Origin of the sequence: Streptomyces xantholiticus, assembly GCF_014651015.1 — a bacterium.
GTDB classification, from domain to species: Bacteria; Actinomycetota; Actinomycetes; order Streptomycetales; family Streptomycetaceae; genus Streptomyces; species Streptomyces xantholiticus.
This window is the reverse complement of sequence record NZ_BMWB01000016.1, coordinates 178,870-187,497: the sequence shown is the minus strand read 5'-3', so window position 1 is coordinate 187,497 and position 8,628 is coordinate 178,870. Positions and strand designations below refer to the sequence as shown.

Here is an 8,628-nt window from a genome sequence, read left to right as displayed (position 1 = left end):
CCGCATAACCCCAACCACCCCAAACCCGACAGGGGCGCCTTGACGAAGGACATAGAGGCACCCCCCGCTCCTTCAGCGCTCGCACGGCCCCGGTCCCTCGGACCACCGCGCCGTACGGCCCGCCCCTCGGCCAGGAGCAGCGACACGACCCGCCTGCCCGTACGACCCGTCGCCCCCAGCACGTTGATCGTCACCGCTGGTCTCCTCCCGTACCGCTGATCTCCTCCGCCCGCTCCCGCTGACCGACCCCTCGCTCCTGGGACGGCACCGCCTCACGTACCCAGCTGGCCAGCAGACGCAGCGATGTCTCCGCAGGGGAACTCGCCTCGGCCGCATAGGTGACCAGGACCTGCTCCGGGGCGTCCGTGCAGCGGAAGGAGCTGAAGTGCAGATCGATGCGACCGATCTGCGGATGCTGGAAGGACTTGGTACCCGACGTCCGCTCCCTCACGTCGTGTCCGGCCCACCAGCCGCGGAACTCGGGGCTGTGCACCGAGAGTTCACCGACCAGCGCGATGAGGCGAGGGTCGTGTGGAAACTGCCCTGCCGCTAGGCGCAGATTGCCCACCGCGGTCCTCGCGGTGTGCTCCCAGTCCGGGTACAGATCGCGGGCCGCGGGGTCGAGGAACACCAGCCTGGCCATGTTGCGCTCGGTGGGGCTCAGCCGGTCGAAGTCCGCGACCAGCGCCGCGGCCAGGTCGTTCCAGGCAAGGACGTCCAGGTAGGGCCCGAGAACATAGGCGGGCACCTGGGACTGGGCGAAGGACTCCAGCATGATCCGCAGGCCCGGGCGGATCTGCTGGCGCGGAGCGGGGCGCTTGGCACCGGGGGCGGGTTGGGCGAGGTTACGGAAGTGGGCGAACTCGTGTTCGTCCAGGCGCAGCGCCCGGCCCAGCGCCTCGACGATGCTGTCGGAGACGCGCTGCACCCGGCCCTGCTCCACGCGCGTGTAGTAGTCGGTGCTCAGCCCGGCGAGCTGGGCCAATTCCTCGCGCCGCAGCCCGCTCACCCGCCGAGTGCCGGGCACGGGCACCAGGCCGACGTCTTCTGGCCGTAACCGGGCCCGTCGGCTGAACAAGAAGTCTCGAAGCTCTTCACTCACTCCCATGGAACCGAGTATCCCCAGCCAAACCCGCTCGAGACTGGTCCAGTTTCTACCAGGAACGAAGGGGACCCATGGGGCAAGCTTCCCTGCGAACTTGCAATCGCGATCACGGGCGACGGAGAGGCAACGATCTGTGAAGACAGCGAGCGCGGTACAAATCGCCGAACACCTCAACGAGCACAAGGAAGACATCCTGGCGGTCTACTGGGAGAGGCTGCGGAACTCACCCAGCGTGCTGCTCAGAGACCCGGAAGTCCTGTCCGCTCTGCGTCGCCAGGCCGCCCAGACCCTCAGTATCTGCGCCGATGTGCTGTACAGCGAGGGAGCCTTCCTGGACGGTATCGAGCCCGAACCACGGGAGCTGGTGGCCGCCGGACGCACCTTCCGTCATCTGCACCCCACCGAGACGCTGCGGGCCGCGTCCCTGCTCTACGACGTGGTGATGGACGAGCTGACCCCGATGGCCGGCGACCCATACTCCCTCACCCTCGCGGCGCGCACCCTGCACCAGACGATGATGTGGCGCATGGAGGCGATGACCACCGGCTACGACGCCTTCCTCTACCGCCGCTTCAAAGAGGGCTACGTCGCCGAGCGCTTCCGGCTCGCCCGGGACATCCACGACCACGTCAGCAACAGCATGACCGCCTGCCTGCGCAGCCTGGAGCTCTTCGAGTTCCACGAGGGCCGCAACGACACCGTCGCCCGCACCAATTTCGAACGCGCTCGCTCCACCCTGCTGGAGTCGATGTCCGGCATGCAGCGCGTCATCTTCGAGCTGCGACACACCAGCCCGCTGGAGCAACTGGGAACCAGCCTCCAGAAGTTCCTCAACTCCGTGCAGGGCGGCAACCACATCACGGCGACGGTGACCGGCAACGAGTGCTGGCTCTCGCCGGAGTACCGGGAGGAGCTCTTCCTCATCGTGCGCGAGGCACTGCGCAACGTCCTGGCCCACTCCGGTACCGCCCACGCCGCGGTCCGCGTCGACGTGACCCCGCACCACGCCCGCGCCGTCATCGAGGACGAAGGAATCGGCTTCGACGTTCCCTCCGTCCTGAACACCGGCCAGGACCACGGCTTGTCGGCCATGCGAGAACGCACGGAGGAACTTGGCGGCCGCCTCACACTGACCAGCGCACCGGGCGAGGGCACGGTGATCGACGTCCTGGTCCCCCTCCCGGAATGCGAGTGCGACCGCGCACCCGAGTGACCGAACAGCCCGGGTGGACATGCCTCCCGCAGGCCATGGCTGCACAACACGGGCGCAGCGCCGCGAAGACCGGGCACCGCGCAGATCACAGCCCACCAAGGCGGTCTGAAGTGGCTCCACTTGGCCCACCAGGGCCGGTCACGGGCGGAGCCGAGTCAGGTCGCCCCGGAGCCGGCCTCACAGAGTGGGGCCTGATGAAGTCGCCTGGGCGGGTCCGGAAGAGGACGCCGTAGCCAAACCCGAGAGTGCTTGCGCGGATGGCTTCTGTGCGGGGACCGGGCTCGGACTCGATAGCAGTCCACGCCGCCGGCGTTTCAGGTGCCGACATGGACCCCATGCAAGACCACGGGTCCCGTCACCAACGTCCCGGGACCGCACACCTGAGGCCCGGCTTGTCCGATGGCCACAAGAGCCGACGTCAACCCTGCGGGGCCATCGCCAACCCCTGCTGCCGCAATTTCGGAGATTCCAGTGGAACTTCCCGCCCCACCCCTGTCACCGCAGGTGCGCCCATGCGCTCCCCTCGCGCACCCCCGATTCGCCCAAAACCTGGCGCGCCTCGATTCAGCGACCGCAGAGGACGCAGGTCATAGCCCGCTTTCTCACCGACCGAGCGCCCTTTGTCCCGCCCTGTAGAACCCCCAGACCTACGCATTCCGTCTGCGGAGGTCATCAGCCGGGCTCCCGCCCGGACGAGGCAGCACGAGCAATAAGAAACCCCAGGTCAGAAGCCTGACCTGGGGCACAAGTGGAGCCGCCTTCGGGATTCGAACCCGAGACCTACGCATTACGAGTACATTGCCGGGCCCAGCTGGGCCGACTCAGCGTGCTGCCTCATCAAGCCAGCCTGGCCAGCAGCTTCTGCTCTGCAGGCGCTCGGCGGCAATCTGACCAGCAACGACACAGTTGCGGACAGCGACCACACTTCCCCGCCGCCCTGACGACGCGTCCCGAGCGGTCCACGTCATCCAAAGGTGTCCGGCCACCCCTTGGCCACCCCTGGGGACATATCGGCCACTCGCGAGGGAGGTCTTTGAGACATGCCCGGCTCACTCTCGCGCAGTCGATGTGGCACCGTGGTGCCTGCTCTGGCCTGGCGCGATACTTCTTGTAGTGATCCAACAAGCGGCGCATACGGTAACTGCCGACGGCTTCGGACGGATCTTCTGACTGCGTCCCGACGCTGCCCGTTGCGGCCTAACGAGCCGTGCCGAGGCGGTTGCGACGTGTCTCAACTAGGTGGCGCCATCGTTCGCGGGTCTGTCGTTCTCCGTCAGTCCAGCGTGCTCGCGCGGTGTGCTCGGGGAACGGACGGCCGACCATGAAGTGCGCGATTTCGACGTAGTAGGCGTAGTCGCCGCTCTGCGTGAGTTCGCGTAGGCGGGTGATCGCGGTGGTGAGGTCGTCCTGGTTGTCGAGGACGGCGTGGTGGAAGCACAGGGCCAGTTGCAGTTTCGCCGCGGCGTAGGAAATGCCGGAGACGCCGATTTCGGCGAGCAGGACGGCCGCCCGGTCGGGCAGGTCTGCGGAGAAACCGGCGTCGCGTACGAGTGCGGCGATGCGAGCGGTCATCTCGCTGGAGCGCAGGCTGAGGCGCGACAGCAGCCGGTCCGCAAGGTCGAGTTCATCGTCGGCGCGGAGCGGGTCGGCGAAGGAGACGGCGAAGGCGAGATGTGCCTGGACCATGGCGGTCTCGCCGGCCGCACCGTGTTCTTCGGCCTCGCTCCTCGCTGCCAGGTAGGCGGCGGTCGCCCGCTCCATGTCTCCCTGCACCCACCACACGTCTCCCAGGACCCGATGGTGCCGTCCTTCCCAGCCCAGCCTCCCAGCGGCTTCCACCGCCGCAGGGAAATCTCCGGACAGTCGGCTCAGGTGTGCCAGGCCCCGTCGAGCGGCGGAAGCGAGCCGACCGTCGGCGGAAGCGACGCGCTGCATGCCGCGCCGCGAATCATCGGTCAGGCCGAGGTCCCGCTGGGCCTTCGCCAGGTAATACGTGGCCAGCTCTACCAGGTCAACCGGGAGCAGTTCCGATGCAAGGACTGCGGAGAGCCGACCGGCTGTGCGTTCACGGTGTTCGTGCTGGCGCCGGGCGATGGCGCTGAGTGTTTCCACCAGGGCGTCCGCCGCAGTCTGCAGGCCGTCCGACGACGTGGCATCGGCTGCGGGAAGTGCCAGCGGTTCCCAGATGGAGTCCCCTACGTACTGGAATGCGGCATCGGCGAGCCAGCCGAGGTCGAGACGGAAGTCCCGTGCGAGGAGCAGCCCTTGCTGGAGGCAGCCGACGAGGACAGTGCGGTCGCGTCGCAGGTCCTGGCGCCACTGGGATTCCAGGGCATGGAAGGCTCGCTGGGCCGCGCGCTGCCAGTCCTGGTCCGACCAGCGGTCGTCACTGCCGTCGTCCGCGTTGCGAATAGCGGCGCGGATCAGGTCGTGGACATGGAAGGGCCACACACCGGAGGGGGACTCCCGGATGAAGGGGCGCTCGGTCAAGCGCAGGGCGGGCGCGTCGTGGTCCATGCCGGCGACCTGGGTGGCCAGAGGAACAGAGAACGCGTCGACCAGGCTGACCGAGCGGAGCACGTGGCGTTCCTCGGCGGTCAGGTCGCTGAGGGTACGGGCGATCAAGGCCGGAAAGTCGTGGTCGAAGTCGGTGACCTGTGGCTGCCTGCCACTGCGCCGAAGTTCCAGGTAGCGCATGACCGACAGGTCCAGGTACAGGGGTAGCCCGTGGGAGCGCTCGGCGATGATCCGGCGGACCGGTTCGTCGATCAGCGGGTGCCCGTCGCGGCTGAGCCTGCGGGCCAGATAGTCCTCGCAGTCTTCGAAGGAGAAGTCGCCGATCAGGATCTGGCGGCCGGACACGCCTGACCCGACATGCGTCGCCTCAGGAACGAGACCGGGCCAAGCGTTCGGCCCGGTCCAGTCGAGTTGCCCTTCCAGGCTCGTTTCCGCCCACTGAAGGCGGTTGCGTCCGGTGACGACGAAGAACACGTTGGGCATCAGCCACACGATGCGCTGGAGCAGGCGCTCGAAGTCGCGGTGGGTGCGGTCGCCGGTGTCCTCGAAGGTGTCCAGCAGGATCACGGGTAGCGCGCTCTTGTCGGCCGGGAGTTGGGCCAGGTCCCAGGCGAGCAGGTGCGGGTAGAAGCTGAGGGCGTCCAGGTCGGGCTCGGCTTCCAGGAGGTCGGCCAGACGTGAGCAGCCGGCGAGGGCGCGTACGGACTGGCGCCGCTCGCGTAACGCCTTGATGAGCGCTCCGGCCCCGTGGCCGAGCGCACCCCCGACGGTGCCGGGCAGGAGCAGCGCCTGGGCAACGTCGCTGAGGGCCGACTGCATCTGCTGCGGCAGAGCGGCAGCGGCGCTGAAGCGGCCCAGCAGCCCGCCCCGGCGCAGGTAGTCCTCGATCGGTTCGCCCGGGTGGTTGTGCTCCCAGTAGCGGCGCAGGGCGAGGTCGAAGGCGGGCATCGGCCGGCCGAGCGCGGCGACGGCAAGACGGATGGTGAGGATGACGCGCTCAAAGTCCATGCCCGCGGCGCGCGCGAGGTCGATGCGGACCGGCAGCGTCCGCTCCTCGGGGTGGGACGGCGATTCCCATTGCACGGGACGGTGCTCGCTGCTGGCGAGCGACGCCTCGATCTTGCGGGAGAGCGTGGACTTGCCGATCCCGCCCACACCGTGGAACACGAGCATGTTGCGGCGGGGAGCCTCCAGGTCCTCCACGTCGAAGTCCGCACGGGTCACGTGCTGTATGTGCTCAGCGAGGCCGGCGGTCACCGCTTGCCACTGTGCCTGCCGGTTCGTGAACGCCTCACTGGCCGTGATGCTCCGGTCGTTCGAGCTGAACAGCGTTCGAAGGTCCCGCCCTGCCACCGCTCCCCCTGACGATCAACTGGAGCCAATCTATGCTCCCTTGAGGACAGCCTGGCAAGTCCGCATTCAGGCAGAGTTTGCAGGTCGCGTTCGGGTCGCGTCCACGGATGCCCGCCCCACGCCACTCCTGCGCGCGATGAAGCCACCCAGACCGGCGACTTCCTCAACAACCCGTCGTACACCACGTCCGTGGACCGACAGCAGGGTATGGATCGATGGCGAGGAGATTGGACTGGAAGCGCGTGCGCGCAGGAAATCGTTGAGCACGCGCACTGGAGAGGTCGGACACAGGGCCAGTCGGGCGTCGAGTGCCATCTCCCACTGCTCGGTCAGGCCGAGCATGAGGCGTTTGCGCATGCCGGGGGTGACGTGGGCGTAGCGCGCCGAGGCCGAGCCGTCGATGTGGCCCATACGCTCGTCCATGAGGACCTTCTCGGTGCCGAGGTCTTCCATCACGGTCCGATGGGTGTGGCGGAGGCCGTGGGGTGTGAGGCCCTTGGCGATCGGGAGCCAGCAGGCGTCGGCCCGCGCACGGGCGCCACGTCCTCGCGCCGGGACACCAGGCCACGGTTCGCCGAGGAGCGGTACGGGCCGGGCCTCTTGCGGCGCCTTCTTCGGGTACCAGCCCGAGACCGCCGGCGTGAACAGCCACGTCGCGAAACCGCTTCGGCGCCAGTGGGCAGCGTGCTCCGACACCGTCTCACCCCGCACGAACCCCAGGTCCGCGATAGCCTGCTTCACCCTCACCCGCTTGGCTTCGGTGACGCGGTCGGGATGGTTCAGGACGTTGGACACCGTGCCCGTGGAGACTTCGGCACGGCGTGCGACGTCGATGAGCTTCGCACCCTGGTGGACACCGGTGCGGGCCGCGCCCTGCCCCCGGAAGACGTAGGTCTTGCCGTGACACGGGCAGGGTGTCGGCTTCGTACGGGCGACGTGGTTGGCGACCAGGGCCGACAACCAGTCCATCACGTCGATGGTGCGGTAGCTGTCGTCCTTGGGCGGACAGCGAACGAGCTCGCCGGTGTCGAGTTCGTACAGCTGCCACTCGACGCGGATGGCGCCGGGCCGGGCGAACTCCGTTTCCAAGCCGACGATTTCGCCCCAGCGCATGCCGGTGTACCCCTTTAGCACGACGGCGACGAACTCGTCGTCGCGGCCGGAGAGCAGAGCGGCCCGCTCGGCGGTCAGCAGGATGCCGAGAGCGTCGGTGACGACCTTCTCCGGACCGCGGTCGCGGGAGCGGCCGGCGCGCTTTCCCCGCCCTCGCCGCCTGGCCGCCGGGTTCGCCGTGATCAGTCCCTCGTCGATCGCGTCCTCGAAGATCAGGTGGAGCGTCGAGCGCCAGGTCTTGACGCTGGAGGCCGCATACACGGCCTTCTCCTTCTTCTCCCACAGGTCGACGTCTGTGCGCAGGATGCCGGCGAGCGACTTGTCCTCGAACTCGGGGAGCAGGTGCTCCTCGATGTGGCGGCGGTAGTTCTGCATGGTCGAGGCGGCCATGTCCTGGGCCGCGTACCAACGGTTCGCGTACTCGCCCAAGGTCTCCTCGCCAAGCGATGGATCGCGCCAGTCGCCGCGACGGTACTTGTTCTCGGACTCGCTCGCGGCGCGCTGGGCCTCGCCCTTGGTGGCGAACCGGATCGCCTTGCCGCTCTCGTCGACGACCGTGAGGTGCTTGCCTGACGCGATCCTGTACCGACCGCGCCAGTAGTCTCCGCGCTTCTCCGCGAAACCCAACTTCCGCCTTCCTCCCCCTACTCCTGGCTTGTGGATGACGCGGGCGCGCTACACGACGGACTCGTACCGGGTACGGCGCGGCGGCCGGGCCCGCAGACGCCCCGTCGTCGAGGCTGCCCTGGTAGGCCGGCGAGGCTGGGAGGCACGGGCTCGTGCGGCGGGAGTCGCTGTCGCCGCTGGAACGGCCGCCGAATTGCCGACGGATCGCGTCGGTCGCTCCTCGTGAAGGCGGATGATCTCGGCGACGTGTTCGGCGGTGAAGCGGTACGCGCGGCCGACACGGGCATGCGGAATGAGGCTGCGCCGGGCGCGGTCCTTGACCCACCAGGCAGAGCAGCCGAGGGCTTCGGCGATCTCCTCGGGGCGGTAGAGACGGGGCAAGGCGGCTTCACACTCGGTGCTGGGACGGAGGCGCACGAGGGCAGGGGGCATCGCGGAGTGATGCAAGGAAAGTGGGTCCTAACTCGCTTGGGGGCGTGCTCGGTCAGCAGTGCTGGACGGACCTCGTCACACGCTCGACCCGTGCAGCAGTTCGGGAGACGAGACATTGTGCGGAGCGATCACCGGACGGCCTCCTTCGGAGATACTTGAAGCGTTCTCCCGAAGGCTCAACCGATGACCGCTGCCTTATGCCCCACGCCACCCGCATGCACGCTCAAACCACCCCCATCGGCGATGGCCTCAACAGCCCGCCATACAC

Annotated in this window: 5 protein-coding genes; 1 reads left to right on the top strand and 4 read right to left on the bottom strand. The window is 68.2% G+C overall.

Going from position 1 to position 8,628, the window contains the following annotated elements; genetic code table 11:
- Positions 1 to 190: 190 nt before the first annotated feature.
- On the bottom strand, positions 191 to 1,027 hold the full coding sequence (locus tag IE198_RS22930; RefSeq protein WP_373299939.1) for a helix-turn-helix transcriptional regulator: 837 nt from the start codon (positions 1,025 to 1,027) through the stop codon (positions 191 to 193).
- 211 nt (positions 1,028 to 1,238) lie between these two features.
- Between IE198_RS22930 and IE198_RS22925 the strand changes: the two genes are divergently transcribed.
- Positions 1,239 to 2,318 carry a sensor histidine kinase gene (locus IE198_RS22925; protein WP_189889540.1) on the top strand — a complete coding sequence of 360 codons (1,080 nt, stop codon included), beginning with the start codon at positions 1,239 to 1,241 and terminating at the stop codon, positions 2,316 to 2,318.
- Between the two features lie 1,197 nt (positions 2,319 to 3,515).
- Here the strand turns inward: IE198_RS22925 and IE198_RS22920 are convergent.
- From IE198_RS22920 to IE198_RS22910, 3 genes are all read right to left on the bottom strand, one after another.
- Complete coding sequence (locus IE198_RS22920; protein WP_189889538.1) at positions 3,516 to 6,188, bottom strand: ATP/GTP-binding protein; 2,673 nt, start codon at positions 6,186 to 6,188, stop codon at positions 3,516 to 3,518.
- 66 nt (positions 6,189 to 6,254) lie between these two features.
- The gene (locus IE198_RS22915) at positions 6,255 to 7,928 is read right to left on the bottom strand and encodes a LacI family DNA-binding transcriptional regulator (protein ID WP_229834249.1); all 1,674 of its coding nucleotides are present in this window, start codon (positions 7,926 to 7,928) and stop codon (positions 6,255 to 6,257) included.
- A gap of 48 nt (positions 7,929 to 7,976) precedes the next feature.
- On the bottom strand, positions 7,977 to 8,360 hold the full coding sequence (locus IE198_RS22910; RefSeq protein WP_189889536.1) for a helix-turn-helix domain-containing protein: 384 nt from the start codon (positions 8,358 to 8,360) through the stop codon (positions 7,977 to 7,979).
- Positions 8,361 to 8,628: the final 268 nt, after the last annotated feature.